Origin of the sequence: Micromonospora sp. DT44, from assembly GCF_049841635.1 — a bacterium.
GTDB lineage: Bacteria > Actinomycetota > Actinomycetes > Mycobacteriales > Micromonosporaceae > Micromonospora.
Genome location: NZ_JBNCKS010000015.1, coordinates 66,713 through 87,227 on the forward strand (window position 1 = coordinate 66,713; position 20,515 = coordinate 87,227).

At 70.9% G+C, this 20,515-nt stretch carries 19 protein-coding genes and 1 pseudogene; 7 read left to right on the top strand and 13 right to left on the bottom strand.

The genetic code is table 11. The features are described 5' to 3' along the window. Positions 1 to 49: 49 nt before the first annotated feature. Positions 50 to 1,111 carry an aspartate-semialdehyde dehydrogenase gene (locus ACLQ25_RS11380; protein ID WP_425730842.1) on the bottom strand — a complete coding sequence of 354 codons (1,062 nt, stop codon included), beginning with the start codon at positions 1,109 to 1,111 and terminating at the stop codon, positions 50 to 52. A 5-nt stretch (positions 1,112 to 1,116) separates the two neighbouring features. Continuing rightward, the gene (locus ACLQ25_RS11385) at positions 1,117 to 2,382 is read right to left on the bottom strand and encodes an aspartate kinase (protein ID WP_234583260.1); all 1,266 of its coding nucleotides are present in this window, start codon (positions 2,380 to 2,382) and stop codon (positions 1,117 to 1,119) included. 268 nt (positions 2,383 to 2,650) lie between these two features. Between ACLQ25_RS11385 and ACLQ25_RS11390 the strand changes: the two genes are divergently transcribed. Further along, positions 2,651 to 3,436 carry a hypothetical protein gene (locus tag ACLQ25_RS11390; RefSeq protein ID WP_425730843.1) on the top strand — a complete coding sequence of 262 codons (786 nt, stop codon included), beginning with the start codon at positions 2,651 to 2,653 and terminating at the stop codon, positions 3,434 to 3,436. 84 nt (positions 3,437 to 3,520) lie between these two features. Continuing rightward, positions 3,521 to 4,051 carry a nitroreductase family protein gene (locus ACLQ25_RS11395; protein ID WP_425730844.1) on the top strand — a complete coding sequence of 177 codons (531 nt, stop codon included), beginning with the start codon at positions 3,521 to 3,523 and terminating at the stop codon, positions 4,049 to 4,051. Positions 4,052 to 4,053: 2 nt separating this feature from the next. Here ACLQ25_RS11395 and ACLQ25_RS11400 read toward each other — a convergent pair whose 3' ends face one another. After that, the gene (locus ACLQ25_RS11400) at positions 4,054 to 5,040 is read right to left on the bottom strand and encodes a MarR family transcriptional regulator (protein ID WP_425730845.1); all 987 of its coding nucleotides are present in this window, start codon (positions 5,038 to 5,040) and stop codon (positions 4,054 to 4,056) included. Positions 5,041 to 5,119: 79 nt separating this feature from the next. On the opposite strand from ACLQ25_RS11400, the gene ACLQ25_RS11405 reads away from it, so the two are divergent. Together ACLQ25_RS11405 and leuA are read left to right on the top strand one after the other, a co-directional pair. Next, positions 5,120 to 6,391 carry an MFS transporter gene (locus ACLQ25_RS11405; RefSeq protein ID WP_425730846.1) on the top strand — a complete coding sequence of 424 codons (1,272 nt, stop codon included), beginning with the start codon at positions 5,120 to 5,122 and terminating at the stop codon, positions 6,389 to 6,391. 237 nt (positions 6,392 to 6,628) lie between these two features. Beyond that, complete coding sequence (gene leuA, locus ACLQ25_RS11410; protein ID WP_425730847.1) at positions 6,629 to 8,380, top strand: 2-isopropylmalate synthase; 1,752 nt, start codon at positions 6,629 to 6,631, stop codon at positions 8,378 to 8,380. An 8-nt stretch (positions 8,381 to 8,388) separates the two neighbouring features. On the opposite strand, the gene ACLQ25_RS11415 is transcribed toward leuA, so the two are convergent. Beyond that, positions 8,389 to 9,903: an MFS transporter gene (locus ACLQ25_RS11415; RefSeq protein ID WP_425730848.1), complete on the bottom strand. Its 1,515-nt coding sequence runs from the start codon at positions 9,901 to 9,903 to the stop codon at positions 8,389 to 8,391. Between the two features lie 137 nt (positions 9,904 to 10,040). Here ACLQ25_RS11415 and ACLQ25_RS11420 point away from each other — a divergent pair, with 137 nt between their 5' ends. After that, positions 10,041 to 10,652, top strand: coding sequence for an HNH endonuclease family protein (locus ACLQ25_RS11420; RefSeq protein WP_425730887.1), 612 nt, complete (start codon positions 10,041 to 10,043; stop codon positions 10,650 to 10,652). Then, the gene (locus tag ACLQ25_RS11425) at positions 10,652 to 11,044 is read left to right on the top strand and encodes a hypothetical protein (protein WP_425730849.1); all 393 of its coding nucleotides are present in this window, start codon (positions 10,652 to 10,654) and stop codon (positions 11,042 to 11,044) included. The genes ACLQ25_RS11420 and ACLQ25_RS11425 overlap by 1 nt, the downstream gene beginning before the upstream one ends. A gap of 52 nt (positions 11,045 to 11,096) precedes the next feature. Here ACLQ25_RS11425 and ACLQ25_RS11430 read toward each other — a convergent pair whose 3' ends face one another. The 8 genes from ACLQ25_RS11430 to ACLQ25_RS11465 all read right to left on the bottom strand — a co-directional run bounded on the left by ACLQ25_RS11430 (position 11,097) and on the right by ACLQ25_RS11465 (position 18,713). Continuing rightward, positions 11,097 to 12,197, bottom strand: coding sequence for an ABC transporter ATP-binding protein (locus ACLQ25_RS11430; RefSeq protein WP_425730850.1), 1,101 nt, complete (start codon positions 12,195 to 12,197; stop codon positions 11,097 to 11,099). Continuing rightward, complete coding sequence (locus tag ACLQ25_RS11435) at positions 12,194 to 13,180, bottom strand: ABC transporter ATP-binding protein (protein WP_425730851.1); 987 nt, start codon at positions 13,178 to 13,180, stop codon at positions 12,194 to 12,196. Before ACLQ25_RS11435 ends, ACLQ25_RS11430 begins: the two co-directional genes overlap by 4 nt. 49 nt (positions 13,181 to 13,229) lie before the next feature. Then, positions 13,230 to 14,243 (bottom strand): ABC transporter permease, encoded by a 1,014-nt coding sequence (locus tag ACLQ25_RS11440; RefSeq protein ID WP_425730852.1) that lies wholly within the window; start codon positions 14,241 to 14,243, stop codon positions 13,230 to 13,232. Beyond that, entirely contained in the window at positions 14,240 to 15,247 is a 1,008-nt protein-coding gene (locus ACLQ25_RS11445) for an ABC transporter permease (protein WP_425730853.1), read from the bottom strand. The genes ACLQ25_RS11440 and ACLQ25_RS11445 overlap by 4 nt, the downstream gene beginning before the upstream one ends. 98 nt (positions 15,248 to 15,345) lie before the next feature. Then, positions 15,346 to 17,019: an ABC transporter substrate-binding protein gene (locus ACLQ25_RS11450; RefSeq protein WP_425730854.1), complete on the bottom strand. Its 1,674-nt coding sequence runs from the start codon at positions 17,017 to 17,019 to the stop codon at positions 15,346 to 15,348. Between the two features lie 253 nt (positions 17,020 to 17,272). Further along, positions 17,273 to 17,716, bottom strand: a complete 444-nt coding sequence (locus ACLQ25_RS11455; protein WP_425730855.1) for a hypothetical protein — start codon at positions 17,714 to 17,716, stop codon at positions 17,273 to 17,275. A gap of 86 nt (positions 17,717 to 17,802) precedes the next feature. Beyond that, the gene (gene recR / locus ACLQ25_RS11460) at positions 17,803 to 18,396 is read right to left on the bottom strand and encodes a recombination mediator RecR (protein ID WP_425730856.1); all 594 of its coding nucleotides are present in this window, start codon (positions 18,394 to 18,396) and stop codon (positions 17,803 to 17,805) included. Between the two features lie 8 nt (positions 18,397 to 18,404). Beyond that, positions 18,405 to 18,713, bottom strand: coding sequence for a YbaB/EbfC family nucleoid-associated protein (locus ACLQ25_RS11465; protein ID WP_239560778.1), 309 nt, complete (start codon positions 18,711 to 18,713; stop codon positions 18,405 to 18,407). Positions 18,714 to 18,915: 202 nt separating this feature from the next. Here ACLQ25_RS11465 and ACLQ25_RS11470 point away from each other — a divergent pair, with 202 nt between their 5' ends. Beyond that, entirely contained in the window at positions 18,916 to 19,656 is a 741-nt protein-coding gene (locus ACLQ25_RS11470) for a DUF998 domain-containing protein (RefSeq protein ID WP_425730857.1), read from the top strand. Here ACLQ25_RS11470 and ACLQ25_RS11475 read toward each other — a convergent pair. Then, a pseudogene (locus tag ACLQ25_RS11475) lies at positions 19,553 to 20,515 on the bottom strand (hypothetical protein); the annotation flags it as partial. The gene ACLQ25_RS11470 and the pseudogene ACLQ25_RS11475 sit on opposite strands and share 104 nt — an antisense overlap.

The following is a 20,515-nucleotide window of genomic DNA, read 5'->3' on the forward strand; positions in this document are numbered from 1 at the left end:
AGAACAGGGGCGCGGGGGTCCGGGGGGCGGGGGACGGCGGGGAGAGGCGTTAGGGGGTGCGGAACTCTTTGGCTAGGAGTTCGGCTATCTGGGCGGTGTTGAGGGCTGCGCCCTTGCGGAGGTTGTCGCCGGTGACGAAGAAGTCCAGGGCGCGGGGGTCGTCCAGGGCGCGGCGGATCCGGCCGACCCAGCTTGGGTCGGTGCCGACCGCGTCGATCGGCATCGGGAACTCGCCTGCCGCGGGGTCGTCGACGACGATCACGCCGGGCGCGTTGCGCAGCGCCTCGCGGGCGCCCTCGGCGTCGACCTCGGTGGCGAAGACGGCGTGTACGGCCACCGAGTGGGCGGTGACCACCGGCACCCGGACGCAGGTGGAGCTGACCTTGAGATCGGGCAGGCCGAGGATCTTCCGCGACTCGTTGCGGATCTTCATCTCCTCCGACGACCAGCCGCCGTCGGCGGACGAGCCCGCCCACGGCACCACGTTGAGCGCCAGCGGCGCCGGGAACGGGCCGAGGTCGTCGCCGACCGCCTGGCGCACGTCGCCGGTGCGCGAGCCGAGCGCCCGATCGCCGGCGACCTTGGCGAGCTGGTCGTGCAGGATGTCCACACCGGCCTGGCCGGCCCCGGAGACCGCCTGGTAGGAGGCGAGCACCAGCTCCCGCAGACCGTACTCGCGGTGCAGCGGCGCGACCGCGATGATCATCGCGAGGGTGGTGCAGTTGGCGTTGGCGATGATGCCCCGGGGTCGGTTGCGGACCTGCTCGGGGTTGATCTCCGGAACGACCAGCGGGACGTCCCGGTCCATCCGGAAGGCGCCGGAGTTGTCGACGGCGATCGCGCCCCGCTCGACGGCGATGGGCGCCCACTCGGCGGAGACCTCGTCCGGCACGTCGAACATGGCCACGTCGACCCCGTCGAACGCCTCCGGGGTCAGCGCCTGGACGACCATCCCCTCGCCCCGGCAGCGCACCCGCTTGCCGACCGACCGCTCGGAGGCGAGGAGCCGGATCTCGCCCCAGACGTTGCGACGCCCGGTGAGCAGCTCGCACATCACGGTGCCGACGGCACCTGTCGCTCCGACCACGGCGAGGGTGGGCAGCGCCGTCATCGGCGCTACCTACCCGTCCCGGCGTAGACCACGGCTTCGGTGTCGCCACCCAGCTCGAACTGGTCGTGGATGGCGCGGACGGCGGCGTCGAGGTCGGTGTCCCGGCAGACCACGGAGACCCGGATCTCGGAGGTGGAGATCATCTCGATGTTGACCCCGGCGGCGCCGAGCGCGGCGAAGAAGCCGGCGGCCACACCGGGGTGCGAGCGCATGCCGGCGCCGATCAGCGAGACCTTGCCGACGTGGTCGTCGTAGAGCAGGCCCTTGAACTTGACCGGCTCCTGGATCTTGCTGAGGGCGGCCATCGCGGTCGGACCGTCGGCCTTGGGCAGGGTGAACGAGATGTCCGTACGGCCGGTGCCCTCGGTGGAGACGTTCTGCACGATCATGTCGATGTTGATCTCGGCGCCGGCGACGGTGTCGAAGATCCGCGCGGCGGCACCCGGCTCGTCGGGTACGCCGACGATCGTGATCTTGGCCTCGCTGCGGTCGTGCGCGACCCCGGTGATCAGTGCCTGCTCCACGGAAAGGTCCTCCATCGATCCGGTGACCATCGTGCCGGTGTTGGTCGAGTATGACGAACGGACGTGGATCGGCAACCCCGCCCGGCGGGCGTATTCCACGCTACGTAGGTGAAGCACCTTCGCGCCGCACGCGGCCAGCTCGAGCATCTCCTCGTAGGTGATGTCCCTGATGTGCCGAGCGTTGGGCACGATCCGCGGGTCGGCGGTGAAGATGCCGTCCACGTCGGTGTAGATCTCGCAGACGTCGGCGTGCAGGGCGGCGGCGAGCGCCACGGCGGTGGTGTCCGAACCGCCCCGGCCCAGCGTGGTGACGTCCTTGGTGTCCTGCGAGACGCCCTGGAAGCCGGCCACGATGACCACCGAGCCCTCATCGAGCGCGCCCTTGAGCCGCCCCGGGGTGACGTCGATGATCCGGGCGCGGCCGTGCACCGAGGTGGTGATCACGCCGGCCTGCGAGCCGGTGAACGAGCGGGCCTCGTACCCCAGGTTGTGGATGGCCATGGCCAGCAGGGCCATGGAGATCCGCTCCCCGGCGGTGAGCAGCATGTCCAGCTCGCGGCCCGGCGGCAGCGGGCTGACCTGGTTGGCCAGGTCGAGCAGCTCGTCGGTGGTGTCCCCCATCGCGGAGACCACCACCACGACGTCGTCGCCGGCCTTGCGGGCGGCGACGATGCGCTCCGCCACCCGCTTGATCCGCTCGGCGTTGGCGACGGAGGACCCGCCGTACTTCTGCACCACGAGTGCCACGACGGTGCACTCCCTCCCAGCGACCCTGAGCGTGCCGACGCCGCCGGAACCGGGGCCGGCGGCGCGTGTCAGACCCCCTGAGCGTATCCGGCGGGTCACGAGGGCGGGTCGGGTGATCCCACCATCCGGCCCGCGCGGCCGTCCGGCCGACGCGCTTGGCCAGGTCCGCGAGACGCCAGGGGTACGCGGACAAACTGCCCCGACACGCCGGGAGGCGGCCCCTGTGCGCCGTTGCCCGCCGGGGCCCCGCACCCACCAGAATGAGCCGGTGCCCGTCCTCCTCCGCCCGGCCGGCCGTGTGCTCGGACCGCTCGTGCTCGCTCTGCCGGTAGCCCTGGTCGCCTGCGACAGCGCCCAGCCCCCGCCGCCGCCGCCGGCCGATCCCGGCCCGGTCCAGGTGGACGGCACCCGCGACGAGTTGGCCGCCCTGGCCGCCGCCGCGCAGGACCGTCACCTGGTGGCGCAGTACGTGTTCAGCCGGAGTGGCAAGCCCGACCGCACCATCGTGTTCACCAGCGCGAACGACGGCAGTTGGCGGGTCGACGTGCCGGGTGGGGCGCTCGGCGGCACCGCCGACGTCTCGCTGGCCGCGACCTCCGACGGGCTGTTCCAGTGCGCCCTGCCCTCGACGGGCCACCCGGAGCCGGCGCGCTGCGTACGCCTCGGCGACCGCGACGACGCCATCCCACGCCGGTTGGATCCCCGGATCCAGCATCCGCTCACCGACTGGTTGGACGTGTTGACGGACCGGCGCGCGCCGCTCGCGGTGGCCCAGGCGGCCACGCCCACCGGCCTCACCGGCGCCTGCTACTCGGTCGAGTCGACCTCTGCCTCGCTCAACGCTCCGCTGGACGTCGGCATCTACTGCTACGACCCGGACGGCACGCCGACCGGCGCCCGGACCGGGGCCGGGACCCTACGGCTGGCCACCCCGCCGGGCGCGGCGCCCGCCACCGTGCAGTTGGCGGGCCCGGTCGTGGATGCGGAACCGCTGGACACGGCGGCTCCGCCGACTCCCGACCCGTCACTCAGCCCGAGCGCGGGAACGTCCTGATCTTCGTACCGTTACGGGTGCTCTTGCCCACATCTCCGCAGCCCACTTTCCGCCGTTAAACGCCCATACGGGACGATTGCCGGCATGGCTGACCTGACTCCACTCCTCGCCTTCCGCTGGAGCCCCAGGGCCTTCGACCCGAGCGCCACCCTGACTGCGCAGGAGGCGGCATCGCTGCTGGAGGCCGCGCGGTGGGCGCCGTCGACGGACAACGGGCAGCCCTGGCGGTTCGCCCTCGGGCACCGGGACGACGACAACTTCAAGCGCATCCTGATCAACCTCCCGGACGCCGACCAGTGCTGGGCCCGGCACGCCGCGACGCTGGTCGTCGGCGCGCACACCGGCGGCGATGCCGAGCGGGCCGCGTACGACCTCGGTCAGGCGATCGCCCACCTGACTCTCCAGGCCACCGCCCTCGGGCTGCACGTACGCCAGCTCACCCGGTTCGACCGGGCCGGCCTCGCCACCGAACTCGACCTGCCCGGCGGCATCCGCCCGCTGGTGGTCGCCGCCGTCGGGCGACTCGGCGACCCGTTCGCCCTGCCGGCGGAGCTGCGCGCCAGCGAGACCGGCCTGCGGCACCGCCGCCCGGTCGCCGACCTGTTGCTCGCCTGAAGTCAGCCGCCCCGACTGGCGCGGAGCAGCACCGCCGCCGCGTCGGTGTTGCGGTAGAGGACGTGCCTACCCTGTCGAGCGCGGTCGACCAGGCCGGCGGCGTGCAGCGCGGTCAGGTGCGCCGAGACGTTCCCGGCGGACATCCCGGTACGTCGGGCCAGGTCAGTGGTGGTGGACGCCGTGTCGAGCAGGTACAGCAGCGCGGCCCGGCCGGAGCCGACCACCCTCGCCAGTGGGTCGCCGGGCGGCGGCACGGCCGTCTCCCAGAGCGTGCCGACCGCCCGGACCGGGTACGCGCCGACCGGCAGCGAGTCCTCCAGCAGGTTCCACAGCACGCGCCGCTCGGAGAACACCGTCGGGTTCAGCGCCAACCCGCGGTCCCGCAGGTCGAAGTCCCGCCCGAACGGGTCGTCGCTGACCACCCGGTCGCCGAGCCAGCGCAGGCTCGGGTGAAGCTGCTCGAAGAACCGCCCCGCGCCGCTCTCGGCGAGCTGGGCGGCGCGGTAGGCCACGTCGGCGTCGAGCAGCGCCCGCATCCGCGACCAGTCCGGGGCGATCGCCTCGTCGTACCAGACCCGCACCGCGTCGACGAGCTGCGGCAGCAGTCCACGGGGGTCGGCGAGCAGCGCCTGCCCGAACGGGCTCAGCGGCCGGCGCGGGGTGGTCGCCAGCAGGTCCTGGATGACCACGGCCGGCGGTGTCGCGGCGATCTGGTCGAGCTGCTCGGCCATCTCCACGTTCGGTCGGGCCGCCGGGGTGAGGAAGTCGGGCAGCCAGCAACGCGGCCGGGCCAGCTCCACCAGTGGTCGGACCCGGGCTGCCACCTCGGGCCGACGTATCGTCACCCGGGCGCGGTCGATCCAGGGCAGGTGCACCGCGTGGTAAACGGGGCTGGCCAGCGCCCACATGCTCATGACCGTCTCGTTGGCCGGCGACACGGCGAGCCGCACCCCCGCCACGTCGGCCAGGCTGAAGCGCAACTCGGACAACACGCACCCCCGGGAGCAGGATTCAATCCAGCCTAAAAGGCTCGACCGATCTTGTGGGGGCACGGTTCACTTCCCCGCCATGGGGGCCAGAGAGAGCATTCGTACCGCCGTGGCGAACGTCGTACCGCCGGCCGGGTTGACCCGCGCGTTGGCCGTGCAGGCCATGGTCTACGCCGTCGGCAGTGGCCTGTTCCACGCCGGCAGCGCCGTCTTCTTCACCCGGGCGCTGGGGCTCAGCGCCGCCCAGGTCGGCCTGGGACTGTCCATCTCGGCGGGGGTGTCGCTGCTGGGCACCGTACCGCTGGGTGGGCTCACCGACCGGTACGGGCCGCAGCGGGTCTGGGTGGTGGGACTGGTGCTGGACGCGGCGCTCTTCGCGTCGTACCCGTTCGTGGGTGGCTTCGCCGGTTTCCTCGCCGTGGTGGTGGCGTTGGCGGCGGTGGAGGCATCGACGGGCGTGGCCCGCCAGGTCTACTCGATCAACGCGCTCCAGCCGGCCGAACGGGTCACCGCGATGGCGTACCAGCGGTCGTCGTTGAACGTGGGCTTCGGGCTGGGCGCGGTGATCAGCGGCCTGGTGCTGGCGGTGGACACGATCGAGGCGTACCGGGCGATGGTCTGGTTCATCTCGGCGGTCTTCCTGGTCACGGCCCTGTTCGTCCGGCGACTGCCCCGGCTGCCGCAGGTCGCCCGAGCCGAGAAGCCGATGAGCCGGCTCGCCGTGCTGCGGGACCGCCCGTTCATGGTGGTGTCCCTGCTCTCCGGGTTGCTCACCGCGCACCAGCCGCTCTACCTCACGGTCATGCCGCTGTGGATCCTCACCCACACCGACGCCCCGAAGACGCTGATCGCCGCCCTGGTGCTGCTCAACACGGTCCTGATCGTGCTGCTCCAGGTACGCGTCAGCCGGGGCGCCGACACCGCCTCGGGCGCGGCCCGGGCCTCCCGCCGGGGTGGCCTGCTGATCGCCCTGTCCTGCCTGATCCTGCCGATCTCCGGGGTCACCCGGGGCGCGCTCACCGTCGTGGTGCTGGTGGCCGGCGCGATAGTGCTGATCCTCGCCGAGCTGATCGACTCGGCGGGCACCTGGGGGCTCGTCGCCACCCTGCCGCCGGTCGCACAGCGCGGCGCGTACGTGGGGGCGTTCGAGCTCGGCAAACAGGTGCAGTACCTGATCGCCCCGGCCGGGTTGACCGCGCTCGCCGTCAGCACCGGCGGTTGGGGTTGGTTACCGACGGCAGCGATCTTCGTGCTGGTCGCGGCGGCGATCGTGCCCGCCGTGACCTGGACCGAACGGACACCGAGGCTGGGTTCCCAGGCCCCGGAGCCGACGATGACATCGATCCCATAGTCCGGACCAGCCTTTGCACCCCCCGTTCCATCACGTAGGGTGACCTGGTCATGTGGCAGGCGCTTCTTCTCCTTAGCCGCCGCGACGAGGCCTGACCGGCCGGCACCTCGTCGCGGAGTCGCATCGCGCCGTCCAGCACATCTGAGTTTCCTCTCGGCACCGCCGCGCACCGCCGCCCGGCAATCCGCCGACACCTTCCGATCTGCTGACGCCACATGTCCCAGGGAGCACTCCGAGATGGCTCAACCTGTCACCGACGCCGAGACCGATCCGATCGCCCGGCAACGCCCCAGCCGGATGCCGTACCACCGCTACCAGCCGTACCGGGATCAGTTCCGGGTCGACCTGCCGGACCGCACCTGGCCCACCCGCACCGTCGAGGCCGCGCCGCGCTGGTGCGCCGTGGACCTGCGCGACGGTAACCAGGCGCTGATCGACCCGATGTCGCCCGAGCGCAAGCGGCGGATGTTCCAGCTGCTGGTGGAGATGGGCTACAAGGAGATCGAGGTCGGCTTCCCGTCGGCCAGCCAGACCGACTTCGACTTCGTCCGGCAGCTCATCGAGCAGGACATGATCCCGGACGACGTCACCATCCAGGTGCTCACGCAGTGCCGGGAGCACCTGATCGAACGGACCTTCGAGTCGCTGCGCGGCGCGAAGCGGGCGATCGTGCACTTCTACAACTCGACCTCGACGCTCCAGCGGCGGGTGGTCTTCGGTCTGGACCGCGACGGCATCGCCGACATCGCCACCACGGGCGCGCGGCTCTGCCAGAAGTACGCGGAGATCCACACCCCGGACACCGAGATCTTCTACGAGTACTCGCCGGAGTCGTACACGGGCACCGAGCTGGAGTACGCGCTGGAGGTCTGCAGCAAGGTCATCGACGTCATCGACCCGACGCCGGACCGCCCGCTGATCATCAACCTGCCGGCCACCGTCGAGATGGCCACCCCGAACGTGTACGCGGACTCGATCGAGTGGACGCACCGGCACCTGCCGCGCCGCGACAGCGTGGTGCTGAGCCTGCACCCGCACAACGACCGGGGCACCGGTGTGGCCGCCGCCGAGCTGGGCCTGCTGGCGGGCGCGGACCGCATCGAGGGCTGCCTGTTCGGCAACGGCGAGCGCACCGGCAACGTGGACCTGGTGACGTTGGGGCTCAACCTCTTCTCCCAGGGCATCGACCCGATGATCGACTTCTCGCAGATCGACGAGATCCGCCGGGCCGTCGAGTACTGCAACCAACTGCCGGTGCACGAGCGCCACCCGTACGCGGGTGACCTGGTCTACACGGCGTTCTCCGGCTCCCACCAGGACGCCATCAAGAAGGGCTTCGACGCCCTGGCCGCCGACGCGAAGGCCGCCGGCGTACCGGTCGACGAGCACACCTGGGCGGTCCCGTACCTGCCGATCGACCCGAAGGACCTGGGCCGCACCTACGAGGCGGTCATCCGGGTCAACTCGCAGTCCGGCAAGGGCGGCGTCGCGTACATCATGAAGAGCGAGCACCAGCTCGACCTGCCGCGCCGGCTCCAGATCGAGTTCTCCGGCGTCGTGCAGCAGGTCACCGACCACGACGGCGGCGAGGTCGACCCAGCCGCCATGTGGGAGATCTTCGCGACGCACTACCTGCTCGACCACCAGCCGGACCCGGCGGTCCGGTTGACCGGCTACACGATCGGCACCGCCGACGGCAAGGTCGAGATCGAGGCCCAGGTCGGTGTCGGTGGCGAGCGGCGGTCGCTCACCGCGATCGGCAACGGTCCCATCGACGCGTACGTCAACGCCCTCCAGGCGGTCGGCGTGGGCGTCCGGGTGCTCGACTACCACGAGCACGCGCTGTCCTCCGGCGGTGACGCGCAGGCCGCCGCGTACGTGGAGTGCGAGGTGGACGGTCGGACGGTCTGGGGTGTCGGCACCGACGCCAACATCGTGACGGCCTCGATCAAGGCGGTCACCAGCGCCGTCAACCGCGCCCGCCGCTGACACCCGGGTCACGCCCCCGAAGGGCGGTTCTCCTTCGGGGGCGTGGCGGCGGGCATCGAGTGGCAGGGCTGCGACGGCGGGGCCTCGCGAGGTGGCCGGTGCACCAGCACGAGGGCCAGCACCGCGCCGGCCAGCAACAGCCCCGCGCACCAGGCCAGCGCTCCCCGGAACGCGTCGGTCAGCTCGGCCTTCTGCTCGTAGCCGCTGCCGGACAGGCCCACCAGCAGCGGCAGCGCGGCCACGGCGAGCAGACCACCGGCCCGGGACGCGGCGTTGTTGAAGCCGCTGGCGACCCCGGAGAACCGATCCTGCACGGCCGCGAGCACCGACGCGGTCAGCGGCGCCACCACCAGGGTCAGTCCGAGGCCGAAGAGCAGCACTCCGGGCAGCACGTCGGTCCAGTAGGACGCGCCGGGGCCGACGCCACGCAGCAACAGAAGGCCGACGGCGGCGATCACCGGCCCCACGGCCAGCGGCAGCCGGGGACCGATCCGGGCCGACATCGCACCGGCCCGAGCCGAGCCGACGAGCAGAAGCACCGTCATCGGCAGCAGCGCGATCCCGGTCCGGAACGCCGACCACTCGACGACGTTCTGCAGGTAGACGGCGAAGAAGAAGGTGAACCCGCCGAGCGCCGCGTAGACCACCACGGTGAAGACGTTCAGGACGGAGAAGAGCCGGCTGCTGAACAGCCCGGTGGGCAGCATCGCGGTGTCCCCGCGCCGCCGTTCCAGCAGCACGAAGGTCACCGCGGCCACCACACCGACCAGCGCGGCGATCAGCACCGGCGCCGAGGCGAAGCCGCGCGCGGGCGCGTCGATCAGGGCGTACGTGACCCCGGCGAGCGCCAGCGCGCCGAGCACCGCCCCGGCGACGTCGAAGCGGCGGCGCGTACGGCCCGGCCCGTGGGTGCGGGAGGCGTTCTCGTCACGGCTCTCCGGCACCCAACGCATCGCGGCCAGCACGACAAGCACGGCGATCGGCAGGTTGAGGAAGAAGATCCACCGCCACGAGAGCGTGTCGATCAGCCAGCCGCCGATGAACGGCCCCAACGCCGTGGACACTCCGGACAGTCCGGCCCACGCGCCGATCGCCCGACCCCGGTCGTCGGGGTGGAAGCTGGCCTGGAGCACCGAGAGCGAACCGGGCGTGAGGAGCGCTCCGCCCGCGCCCTGCACGATGCGGGCCGCGATGAGGGTGCCGGTGCCCTGGGCCAGCCCGCACAGCACCGACGCGGCGGTGAACCAGAACACCCCGATGAGGAACACCCGCCGCCGGCCGAAGCGGTCCCCGAGCGACCCGCCGAGCAGGACGAACGCCGCCAACGTCAACAGGTACCCGTTGATGGTCCACTGAAGATCGGCGACGTTGGCCCCGAGATCCTGGCCGAGTTTCGGCAGCGCCACGTTGACGACCGTGGTGTCGAGGAAGACCATGCCGGAGGCGAGCACCGCGGCGAGCAGGGTTCCCCGGCCGGCGGCGGTGCCCATCCGCAGTGCGGGCGACGGTACGGAGGAGGTCATCCCACCAATCTTGCTTGCACATAGTGGGAGACGCCACGAAACGCCAAAACCGTGCCCGGGTACTGTGCGCAAGCGCCGGGAGCCCGCAAGCTGGAGAGGTGTCGTCTGTGCGTACCAGATCAGGAACGCGTGTCTCGATGGCCGCGCTCGTCGCGGCGCTGGCGCTCGTCATGGCCGGCTGCGTCCCACCCGAGGAGGCGGAGACCACGCCGACGCCGGGTGGCGGCGGTAACGCCGTCGAACAGTTGGGCCAGTTGACCGTCGCGACCGCTGGCTCGATGAAGGGCTACAGCCGGGAGCGCTTCCCGCACTGGCGGGACACCGGCAAGAACTGCGACGTCCGGGACTCGATCCTGCAACGCGACGGCAAGGACGTGAAGCTCTCCGGCTGCAACGTGGTCGGGGGTCGCTGGGAGAGCGTGTACGACGGCCGCAGCGCGACCGATCCCTCCGAGGTGGACATCGACCACACGGTGCCGTTGGCCAACGCGTGGCGCTCGGGCGCCGACGAGTGGGACAACGCCAAGCGCGGCGACTTCGCCAACGACACCACACGTCCGCAGCTCATCGCGGTTTCCGCGTCCTCCAATCGGGCAAAGGGTGACCAGGATCCGTCCCAGTGGAAGCCGGCGAACCGGTCGTACTGGTGCCAGTACGCCAAGGACTGGGTGACGGTGAAGCACTACTGGAAGCTGACGGTGACCAGTGCCGAGAAATCCGCACTGACCGACATGCTGGAGGGCTGCTGATGAGCGAGGAACCTGCGACAGACGCCAAGGCGAACCCGGACACGGCCCCGTCCGCGGCCGGGATGACCGCCGACGGCACCGGCGACACGCCGGCCGCCGTGCCGGGGGCCGGCATGGTCGCGGACTCGACCGGCGCCAGTGCCCCGCAGAGCCGGAGCGCCGACATCGTGCCCGGCCCGGGTGGGGTGATGACCGACGAGGTCGGCGTCGTCACCGGTGAGCTGACCCTGCGCACCGAGTACGCGGACGGCAAGGTCACGCTGCGGGTGCAGTACAAGGACGCGGACGAGTGGTACGTGGTGACCGGCGGGCTGGTCGCACTGCCCGATCCGGCGGGGTTGGACGCCGTGCACGCCGTGGCGGTCGCCCTGCTGAACCGTCCCGAGGGCTGACCGCCCGTACGCCATGCCAGGGGCCGTCCGTGACGGACGGCCCCTGACCGCGTCACGGGGTGGGGATCAGCTCGCCCGGGGGGTCGACCGGGCCGGTGCCGTCGGTCGGGCGAACCAGCTGCACCTCGACCTCGTGCGGGCGGATCCGACCGGCGGCGATGCCCTCGGCGAAGTGGCAGGCCACCCGGTGCCCGCCGACCACGTCCCGCAGCTCCGGTCGCTCGCTCGCACAGCGGGTCGGCTGCGCCCACGGGCACCGGGTGTGGAACCGGCAGCCCGCCGGCGGGTTGCTGGGCGAGGGCAGGTCACCGGCGAGCAGGATGCGCTCGCGGCGGTCCTCGACGACCGGGTCGGGCACCGGCACGGCCGACATCAGCGCCCGGGTGTACGGGTGCATCGGCTCGCGGTACAGGTCGTCGCTGGACGCCTCCTCGACGAGACCGCCGAGGTACATGACGCCCACCGTGTCGGCGATGTGCCGGACCACCGCCAGGTCGTGCGCGATGATCAGGTACGTCAGGCCGCGCTCGTTCTGCAGATCCTCGAGCAGGTTGAGCACCTGCGCCTGGATCGACACGTCGAGCGCGGAGACCGGCTCGTCGGCGACGATCAGGTCCGGGTTGAGCACCAGGGCCCGGGCGATGCCGATCCGCTGGCGCTGACCGCCGGAGAACTCGTGCGGGTACTTGCTGAGGGCGGACGCGGGCAGGCCCACCGCCTCCAGCGTCTCGCGCAGTCGCCGGTTCGTCTCGGCCTTGTCGCCGGCCAACCCGTGCGCCTTCAGACCCTCCACCAGCAGCGACTCCACCGACTGCCGGGGGTCGAGGCTGGACAGCGGGTCCTGGAAGATCATCTGCATCCGACGGCGGGTCTGTCGCATCGCCTCGCCCTTGAGCGCGCGCACGTCGGTGCCGTCGAACACGATCTCGCCGTCGGTGGGCTCGACGAGCCGCAGCAGGCCACGGCCCAGCGTCGACTTGCCGCAGCCCGACTCGCCCACCAGGCCGTACGTCTCGCCCTTACGGATGCTCAGTGACACACCGTCGACCGCGTAGACGTACCCGATGGTCCGGTCGATGAGCAGGCCGCTCTTGATCGGGAAGTGGACCTTGACATCGCGCAGCTCGAGCAGCGCAGGAATCTCGTCGGTCATCGGACCGCCACCTCCTCGGAGACGGGGTTGTTGCAGCGCAGGTCGCCGCCGGTGGCGGTGGGTTCGAGCGGTGGCGGCCCTTCCAGGCAGGCGTCCACGACGTTGTCGCAGCGCGGCGCGAACGCGCACCCCTCGCTCCACGGGATGTTGTCGGCGACCGACCCGCGGATCGCGTGCAGGCGCTCACCGCGCGGGGAGTCCAGACGGGGCACCGAGCTGAGCAGCCCGTGGGTGTACGGGTGCCGGGCGTGCGCGAACAGCTCGTGCCGCCGCGCCCGCTCGATCACCTTGCCGCCGTAGAGCACGTTGACCGTGTCGCAGAGCCCGGCCACCACACCCAGATCGTGCGTGATCATGATCAGCGCGGTGCCGGTCTCGTCCACCAACTGCTTCAGCAGGGTGAGGATCTGCGCCTGGATGGTCACGTCGAGCGCGGTGGTCGGCTCGTCGGCGATCAGCAGCCGGGGCTTGCAGGCCAACGCGATGGCGATCAGGGCGCGCTGGCGCATGCCGCCGGAGATCTGGTGCGGGTACTCGCTGAGCCGCCGCTGTGGGTCGGGGATGCCGACCGCGTCGAGCAGGTCCCGTGCCTCCCGCAGCGCCTGCTTGCGGTCCCGGCCCTGGTGGCGTTCCAGCACCTCGGCCACCTGCACACCGATCGGAATGACCGGGTTCAGCGACGACAGCGGGTCCTGGAAGATCATGCCGATGTCCCGGCCGCGCCGGTCACGCATGTCGCCCGGTCGCAGCTTCAGCAGGTCGGCGCCGTCGAACAGCACCTCTCCACTGACCCTGTTGCCGCGCTTGGGCAGCAGACCCATGATGGCGAGGCTGGTCACGCTCTTGCCGCAGCCGGACTCGCCGACCAGGCCGACGGTCTGCCCCGGCTCCACGGTGAAGCTGACCTTGTCGACGGCATTGAAGGGTCGCTCGCCGCGCCGCTGGAAGACGACGCTCAGGTCACGCACGTCGAGCAGGCTCATCGGGTCACTTCCTCACTGCTGTGGTCCTTGCTGATCGGGCACACCGCGATCACCGCCGGTTCTTCGGGTCGATGGCCTCGCGCATCGCCTCACCGAACAGGGTGAAGCCGAGCGCGACCACGATGATCGCGAGCGCCGGGTAGTAGGCCAGCTCCGGGCGTACCTCGAAGTAGCGCACACCCGCGTCGCCGAGCATCGCGCCCCACTCGGCCCGGTCCCGATCGGGGTCGCCGAGGCCGAGGAACGAGAGCGACGCGGCCTCGATGATCGCGACGGAGAGCGTCAGCGTCGCCTGCACGATCACCGCGGTCATGGCGTTGGGCAGCATGTGCCGCAGGACGATGCTGCGCTGCTTGACGCCCAGCGCTCGCGCGGCCAGCACGTGGTCGCTCTCCCGCTGGGCGAGCATCGAGCCGCGCAGCAGCCGGGCGAAGATCGGCACGTTGACGATGGCCACCGCCATGATGACCGTCCACTGGCTCGACTTGCTGGCCAGGGCGACCAGGGTGATCGCCAGCAGCAGGGCGGGCAGGGCCAGCATCACGTCGGTGATCCGCATGAGGATGTTGTCCACCCAGCCACCGACGGCGCCGGCGATCGCGCCGAACAGCACGCCGATGGCGAGCCCGATGAGGGTGGCGAGGACACCGACGAAGAGGGTCTGCCGGCTGCCGTACACCAGGCGGGACATCAGGTCCCGGCCCAGCTCGTCCGAACCGAGGGGGAAGCCGTCCATGGGACCGGGGATGTTGTTCGGGGTGAGCTGGTCTTTCAGCTCGTCGAAGCGCTGCACCGGGTCGTGCGGGGCGATCAGCGGGGCGAAGATCGCCACCAACACGAAGAGCGTGATGATGATGGCGCCCACGATCGCCGCCGGGTTGCGGCGCAGCCGACGGAACGCGTCGCGGAGCAGGCTGACGCCGCCGGGGGCGGCGGTTGCCTGGGCCAGTTCGTCCAGGCGGGCCTTCTTGCGGTCACTGAGGCGGTTACGGCCCGCGCCGGACGCCTGCTCCTTGCCGCTACGGGGAGCCGGGGCGCCGGCCTGCGTGGTTGGTTCGGTCATCGCACACGCACCCTCGGGTCGATGAAGGCGTAGGAGAGGTCAACCACGAGATTGACCACCACGAAGACCAGGGCGGACAGCAGGATCAGCGCCTGGAGGATCGGGTAGTCGCGGCTGCCCGTAATCGAGTCGGTGATCAGCGTGCCGAGGCCACCCCAGTTGTAGACCTTCTCGGTGAGGACCGCGCCGGACAGGAGCGCGCCGGTCTGGAGGCCGATGGTCGTGACCACCGGCAGGAGCGCGTTGCGCAGGATGTGCCGGCCCCGGACGGTGCGGCTTCGCAGACCCTTGGCCTCGGCCGTGCGTACGTAGTCCTCGTTGAGCACGTCCAGCACGCTGGCGCGGGTCATCCGGACGATGACCGCCAGCGGGATCGTGGCGAGCGTGAACGCCGGAAGGATCAGGTGCCAGAGCGCGTCGGCGGTGGCGTCGAACTCCCGGGTGAGCAGGCTGTCCAGGACGAAGAAGCCGGTGATGTTGGTGTTGTCCAACCCGATGCTGACCCGGCCGGACGGCGGGAACCAGTGGATGTTCTGGGTGAAGACGTCCTTGAGCAGGTAGCCCAGGAAGAAGATCGGGATCGAGACGCCGAGCAGCGTGCCCACGACCGTCAGGTGGTCGAGGAGCCGGCCGCGCCAGCGGGCGGCGAGATAACCCAGTGGGACGCCCAGCCCGACCGCGATGAGCATCGCCGCCAGGGCGAGCTCCACGGTGGCCGGGAAGGCCCGGCTGATGACCTCGGTGACCGGGTCGCCGGTACGGATCGAGTTGCCGAAGTCACCGGTGAGGATCCGCTGCATGAACTTGCCGTACTGCACGAGGATCGGCTGGTCGTAACCGAGCGCCTTGGTCAGCAGGGCACGGGTCTCGGGGGTCGCCCGTTCACCGAGCAGCGCGTCGACCGGGCCACCGGGCAGGTTCCGCAACCAGACGAAGATCAGCGCTGACAGGGCTATCAGCGTCACCACCAGCTGTAGCAGGCGGCGGACTATGACTCGCAACATCTCTCACACACCAGACTCTCGATAGTCGCGGAATCGGCCCGGGCGGGGGAAAATCCCCAACCCGGGCCGATTCCGCCTACGGCGTCAGCCGATTGACGTCACTTCTTGACGCTGACGGTGTTGAACCGCTCGTCAGTCAGCGGGCTGGCCTTCAGGCCCTCGACGTCCTTGGTGACGACGATCGCCGGCGGCGCGTGCCAGATCGGCACGGCCGGCAGCCACTTCGCGGCGATGTCCTTGTTGACCTGCTCCCAGGCGGCCTTCTTGCCGGCGTCGTCGACGGTGCCGTCGGCCTTGGCGATGGCGTCGAACATCTCGGTCATGCCCTGGTCGCCGAACTCGATCTTGCCCCGGCCGAAGAACGTGCCGACGAAGTTGCCCGGGTCGTTGTAGTCACCGGTCCAGCCGAGGATGTGCAGGTCCTGCTTACCGAACTGCTGCACGTCGTCCTTGAAGCCACCGTTCCACGGGCGAGGCACACCGTTGACCTTGATGCCGACGGCCTGGAGGTCGTTGGCGAGGATGGTGAAGATCTCCTGCGGGTTCGGCATGTACGGCCGGGAGACGTCCGGCGGGTAGTAGAAGTTCAGCGTCAGACCCTCGGCGCCGGCCTCCTTGAGGAGCTGCTTGGCCTTGTCCGGGTTGTACTCGTACTTCTGCACGTCCGGGGCGTAGCCGAGCACGGTGTCCGGCATGAACTCGTCGGCGACCTTGGCGCCGGTCGGGCCCTTGGTCTGCACGAGCTGCTGGCGGTTGAGCGCGTAGGCGATCGCCTGCCGCACCCGCAGGTCCTTGAGCTTCGGGTTCTTCTGGTTGATGCCCAGGTAGAGGATGTTGAACGCCGGGCGGGCGATGACCTGGAAGCCCTCGTCGCCGAGCGCCTTGGTGTCGGCCGGGGCCGGGAAGTCGATGCCCTGGACGGTACCGGCACGCAGCTCCTGCTTGCGGGTGTTCTCGTCCTTGATGATCTTGATGATCATCTTGTCGACCTTGGCCTTCTCACCGAAGTAGTCCGGGTTCCGGTTGAGGGTGATCTCGCCCTTGGTCTTGTCCCAGCCACCGAAGGTGAACGGGCCGGTGCCGACCGGGTGCTCGTTGGCGAACGCGCTGTACTCGAAGGAGTCGCCGTTCTGCTTCACCGTGTTGGCGTCGTACTTCTTCAGCGCCTCGGGGCTCGCGATCGAGAGCGAGGTCAGCGCGAAGGCACCCGGGAAGGCACCCTTGTACTTCTTGAGCGAGAGGACGGCGGTTCCGTCGTCCTTGGCCTCGCACTTGTCGTAGATCGACTCGCTGGCGCCCTCGGCCTCGTTCTTCGCGAAGCCGCCAAAGACGTCCATGTAATAGATCATGTTCGCCTGGGCCGCGGCGCCCTGCATGTTGTACCAGCGGTCGAAGTTGTAGCAGACCGCCGCCGCGTTGAAGGGGGTGCCGTCGTGGAACTTCACGCCCTGGCGGAGCTTGAACGTCCAGACCTTGCCGGCAGGGTCGTGCTCCCAGCTCTCAGCCAGGCCACCCTCCAAGTCGGCGGTGCCCGGCTTGTGGCTCACCAGCGTGTCGAACATCTGCCGGACCGGCCGGAACGACTCACCGTCGTCGTTGAAAATCGGATCGAAGTTCTTCGGGTCACCGGCACCCGCGAAGATGAAGGTGCCGCCAGTCTTGGCCTCGCCACTGTCGCCGTCGCGCTCGCTCTCCGCGCAGCCGGCCGCGCCGACCGCCAGAGCGGCAACGGCCGCGATGGCCACAGCCGATTTAAGCCTTCTCGCCTGCATCTCTCACCTCTGTCATGCGCATGACCACGCCGAGCTGTGGCTCGGTCCGTGTGCGGGAGGCTATGACATGTAACACCGGAAGCGGAACGGCCGTCAGGCAATCGCTACCAAGCCGACACCTTGCGCAGACGTCTGACAGTCAACGGCACGGCGAAGACATGGAGCGACACATAGACCGCGCTCCTCCGGGCGAGAGGGAGGCCGCTGTCGGCACCGGACGTCACGGCCTGCGGACGGCATCCGGAGCCGTCGATCAGGACGCGGGCGGTGGGCACTCGTCCAGCCGCTCGACGTCCGACGCTGCCCGGGCCGTGCCCAGGTCGTGGATCGTCACACGGTGGCACGCGTCGACGTTGGCCCTGCCGAACATCGTGCCATAAGGGGCGGAACCGTAAAGAATCACCACCAGGTCCGGCGACCGGCGGACCTCCCGCACCTCGACCTGGGCGCCCTCCGCGACCGCCGCCAACCCCTCGTCGCTCGGCGTCGGGTCGCCGGTGGCGACCACCGCGTCGCCGAAGGCCCGGGCGTTCCGCGTCACGCTGGCGTCGGCCGCAGCCTCACTCGCGCGACTCTTCGCCGCGAGTCGCCGGCGTCCCACCTCGATCGTCACGAGGACGCCGACCATTGCCAGCGCCAGCACGGCCGAGAGCACCGCCGGAGCCCACGGCCCCTGATCCGAACGCCGCGTCGCCACACGCCACCTCCCCAGGTACGCCGATGGGCCCGCGCTCATCGCGCGGACCCACTCAGTTGTAGCCCACCGGTGACGATCTGTGGGGGTCAGACCGCCCGGCGGCCCTCGAAGGCACGGCCCAGGGTGATCTCGTCGGCGTACTCGAGGTCGCCGCCGACCGGCAGACCGCTCGCCAGCCGGGTCACCGCGATCCCCATCGGCTTCACCATCAGCGCCAGGTAGGTGGCGGTCGCCTCGCCCTCGGTGTTGGGGTCGGTGGCGAGGATCAGCTCCCGCACCGCGCCGCCACTCAACCGGGTCAACAGCTCCCGGATGCGCAGATTGTCCGGGCCGATCCCTTCCAGCGGATTGATCGCTCCGCCCAGCACGTGGTAGCGGCCCCGGAACTCACCGGTCCGCTCGATGGCCACCACGTCCTTCGGCTCCTCCACCACGCACAGCACCTCGTCGGTGCGGCGCGGGTCGCGGCAGATCCGGCACTGCTCGGACTCGGCCACGTTGTAACAGGTCGTGCAGAAGCGCACCAGCTCCTTGACCTTGCGCAGCGCGCCGGCCAGCCGGTTGACGTCGACGGGATCGGCCGAGAGGACGTGGAACGCGATCCGCTGGGCGCTCTTCGGGCCCACGCCCGGCAGTCGCCCCAGCTCGTCGATCAGATCCTGGATGGCGCCTTCGTACATCTGCCGGCTCAGAAACCGGGCAGGCCGAGGCCGCCCATGCCGCCGGTGACCGGGCCCATCTTGCGCTCGGTCAGCTCACGCGCCGCCTCGGCGGCGTTGTGCACGGCCGCCACCACCAGGTCTTCCAGCGTCTCCACGTCGTCCGGGTCGACGGCCTTCGGGTCGATCTTGATGGCCTTCAGCTCGCCGGCGCCGGACACGGTCGCGGTGACCAGCCCGCCGCCGGCCGTGCCGGTCAGCTCGGCCTCGGCCAGCTCGGCCTGAGCGGCGGCGATCTGCTGCTGCATCTTCTGCGCCTGCTTCAGCATCTGCTGCATGTTCGGCTGTCCACCTGGGCGCACGGATGGCTCCTTCTCGCACTCGTCTGCTCGGCCGCCGACCAGCCTAGCCGCTGGGACCGACGTCGCCGTGCCCGGTGCGTCCGCCCACGCCGGGCGTCGGAGGTACGGCTACCACTACCCCGAACCGGCCGTCTGGCGGTAGTGCGTCGGGCACCCCCGCACTGGTCTGCTCGTGGCTATGAACCTCACCCGCAGCGGACGTGCCGCCGCGCTGTGCTGGGCGGTGGCCGCACCGGTCTTCCTCGTGGCCAGCCTGGTCACCGGTCTGCGTTGGCGCGAGCCGACCTACAGCTGGGCCACCCACAACATCAGCGACCTCGGCAACGTCCACTGCGGCATCTGGGACACCACCCGACCCCGCTTCGTCTGCTCGCCCTGGCATCCGCTGATGAACGCCGCAATGCTGGCCACCGCCGTCCTGCTCGCCACCGGGCTGCTGCTGACCTGGCGGCTCCTGGGTCGAGGCGGCCTGGTGCGCTCGGCGCAGATCCTGCTGCTGCTGGCGACCGGCGGGTACGCCCTGGTCGCCCTCTATCCCGCCGACATCGACGAGAACCGGCACGTCCTGGGCGCGTTCTTGATCATGGGCATGGGCAACGCCGGTCTGCTGCTCGCCGGCTTCGCGCCCGACTCCACGGTGCTCGGCCGATGGCGACGGATCTCCCTCGCCGCCGGGCTCACCGCGCTGGCCGGGACCGTGCTGTTCACCGCTCAACAGGACGTCGGCATCGGGATGGGCGGCCTGGAACGCGTCGCCGTGCTGCCCTTCCCCCTGTGGGCCTGCTGCCTCGGCGTCCTGCTGGGCGAAGCGCCCGCTACCGCGCGTCCACCTCGTCGATCTTCTCGGCGCCGAAGGTCTCCCGCAGCAGCCGTACCGCCTGCTCCTCGCTCGACTCCCGGGCCGTCTTCTCGTCGATGACCTCGTCCAACGGCTCGTCGCCCGGGTCGAACCCCTCGTAGGTGGGTTTCGCCGCCGGGGCCGCGCCGCCCGGCCGTCCGCCGCGCAACGGTCCGTCGTAGTCCGGGTCATAGGGAGGTTCGCCCGCCCATTCCGCGTCCGCGGTGGGCCGACTCGCCGATGGGGTACGCGCACCGCGTCCCGCCGCCGCCGCGCGAGCCGCGGCGATGGCGCTGCTCACCGGTGCGCCACCGGCTGACGCCGGCTGCCGGGCACCCGGTGTCGGGTTATCCCGCCCGCCCGGCTTACCACCACCGGCCGGCGCGCCGGGGCCACCCGCAACGCCTGGTCCACCGCCGTTCGCGCCAGTGCCGTTCGCGCCAGTGCCGTTCGCGCCACCGCCGTTCGCGCCGCTGCCGTTCGCGCCAGTGCCGTTCGCGCCAGTGCCGTTCGCGCCAGTGCCGTTCGTGCCACTGCCGTTCGTCCTTGCACCGCTCGTGCCGGTCGATGCGGGGTCGCCCGACGTGGCGTCGGAGCGTGCGGTGCCGTCGGCTGACGCGCCGCCGGGGCGGGCAGCCTCCGGCCAGGCCTCGTCATCGGTTGCCTCGGCGGCCAGGGTTCCGCCGCCGGGGCGCGCTGGCTCCGGCCAGTCGTCTTCCAGGCTGGCGGCGGTGGTCGAGGTCGGCGCGGCCGGTGGGGTACTCGTCGGGCCAGGAGCCGCCGCCGCAGCCGCAGCGACGCTCGGACGGGGCGCTGCGGGCGGCGCACTCGACGGGCCGGAAGCCGCAGTCGGCGCGGCGCTCGGGCCGGAAGCCGCAGTCGGCGCGGCGCTCGGGCCGGAAGCCGCAGTCGGCGCGGCGCTCGGGCCGGAAGCCGCAGG

Excerpts from the sequence above, each read along its gene's own strand:
- ACLQ25_RS11380 (WP_425730842.1), bottom strand. The coding sequence starts at position 1,111 with ATGACGGCGCTGCCCACCCTCGCCGTGGTCGGAGCGACAGGTGCCGTC.
- ACLQ25_RS11395 (WP_425730844.1), top strand. The coding sequence starts at position 3,521 with ATGGCTGACCTGACTCCACTCCTCGCCTTCCGCTGGAGCCCCAGGGCC.
- ACLQ25_RS11405 (WP_425730846.1), top strand. The coding sequence starts at position 5,120 with ATGGGGGCCAGAGAGAGCATTCGTACCGCCGTGGCGAACGTCGTACCG.
- leuA (WP_425730847.1), top strand. The coding sequence starts at position 6,629 with ATGGCTCAACCTGTCACCGACGCCGAGACCGATCCGATCGCCCGGCAA.
- ACLQ25_RS11415 (WP_425730848.1), bottom strand. The coding sequence starts at position 9,903 with ATGACCTCCTCCGTACCGTCGCCCGCACTGCGGATGGGCACCGCCGCC.
- ACLQ25_RS11420 (WP_425730887.1), top strand. The coding sequence starts at position 10,041 with ATGGCCGCGCTCGTCGCGGCGCTGGCGCTCGTCATGGCCGGCTGCGTC.
- ACLQ25_RS11425 (WP_425730849.1), top strand. The coding sequence starts at position 10,652 with ATGAGCGAGGAACCTGCGACAGACGCCAAGGCGAACCCGGACACGGCC.
- ACLQ25_RS11430 (WP_425730850.1), bottom strand. The coding sequence starts at position 12,197 with ATGACCGACGAGATTCCTGCGCTGCTCGAGCTGCGCGATGTCAAGGTC.
- ACLQ25_RS11435 (WP_425730851.1), bottom strand. The coding sequence starts at position 13,180 with ATGAGCCTGCTCGACGTGCGTGACCTGAGCGTCGTCTTCCAGCGGCGC.
- ACLQ25_RS11440 (WP_425730852.1), bottom strand. The coding sequence starts at position 14,243 with ATGACCGAACCAACCACGCAGGCCGGCGCCCCGGCTCCCCGTAGCGGC.
- ACLQ25_RS11445 (WP_425730853.1), bottom strand. The coding sequence starts at position 15,247 with ATGTTGCGAGTCATAGTCCGCCGCCTGCTACAGCTGGTGGTGACGCTG.
- ACLQ25_RS11450 (WP_425730854.1), bottom strand. The coding sequence starts at position 17,019 with ATGCAGGCGAGAAGGCTTAAATCGGCTGTGGCCATCGCGGCCGTTGCC.
- recR (WP_425730856.1), bottom strand. The coding sequence starts at position 18,396 with ATGTACGAAGGCGCCATCCAGGATCTGATCGACGAGCTGGGGCGACTG.
- ACLQ25_RS11465 (WP_239560778.1), bottom strand. The coding sequence starts at position 18,713 with ATGCAGCAGATGCTGAAGCAGGCGCAGAAGATGCAGCAGCAGATCGCC.
- ACLQ25_RS11470 (WP_425730857.1), top strand. The coding sequence starts at position 18,916 with ATGAACCTCACCCGCAGCGGACGTGCCGCCGCGCTGTGCTGGGCGGTG.